The organism is Pontitalea aquivivens (assembly GCF_046507575.1).
GTDB classification, from domain to species: Bacteria; Pseudomonadota; Alphaproteobacteria; order Rhodobacterales; family Rhodobacteraceae; genus Pontitalea; species Pontitalea aquivivens.
This window is the reverse complement of sequence record NZ_JBKFEY010000110.1, coordinates 1-670: the sequence shown is the minus strand read 5'-3', so window position 1 is coordinate 670 and position 670 is coordinate 1. Positions and strand designations below refer to the sequence as shown.

General features: G+C 62.8%; 1 protein-coding gene. It reads right to left on the bottom strand.

Translation table 11 applies throughout. From position 1 onward, the window contains the following. Positions 1 to 514, bottom strand: a 514-nt coding sequence (locus ACK8OU_RS20390) for an MmgE/PrpD family protein (RefSeq protein ID WP_410305150.1), incomplete at its 3' end; no start/stop codon positions are given. Positions 515 to 670: the final 156 nt, after the last annotated feature.

Genomic DNA, 670 nt, shown 5'->3' with positions numbered 1-670 from the left:
GCATGGCGTCTGCGTCGAGCCGGTAGAGCTTCGCGGCGGCCGTCGCCGCTCCGAACCCGCCAACGATAGCGGTCGGATGGAATCCAGCTTCCATGCCTTCGGGAGCGTTTGCGGCCATACCGATACGCACCATGGCCTCGTACCCGGCGACAATCGCAGCAAGCAGTTCCTCGCCGCTGATACCGGACTGGGCGGCAGCGGCGAATGCTGCGCTGATCACGACGCCACCCGGATGGCTGGTCGATGCATCATGAGTGTCGTCCAGTTCGTAGCCATGCGCGGCGGCTCCGTTGACGAGCGCCGCTATATGGGCGCCCACACGCATGTCCGAACCCAGGATACCGGCTCTTCCCGTGTTTTCGAAGCGGGCGGCCCAGTCGCGTAGCGAGACAGCCCACGGCAGATCACAACCACCGAAGGCCACTCCCATATAGTCCAGAATCAGCTTGCGCGTCTGCTCGATATCCGGTGCGGAGAGCTGGGCATACGTCAGTCCACTCAGTTCCTCGGCCAAGCTTCTCGACCGATCTTTTTCGCTCGTCATTGTCCTGTTCCTCCTGCAGTCCGATTACGCGCAGCTACCCCACGCAGGGCGATCACGCAGCACGCGCAACCGAAAAGGGCGAAAGTGGCAATCGTGGCTGCCGTGTGGGTGTAGAGCCCAATCCAG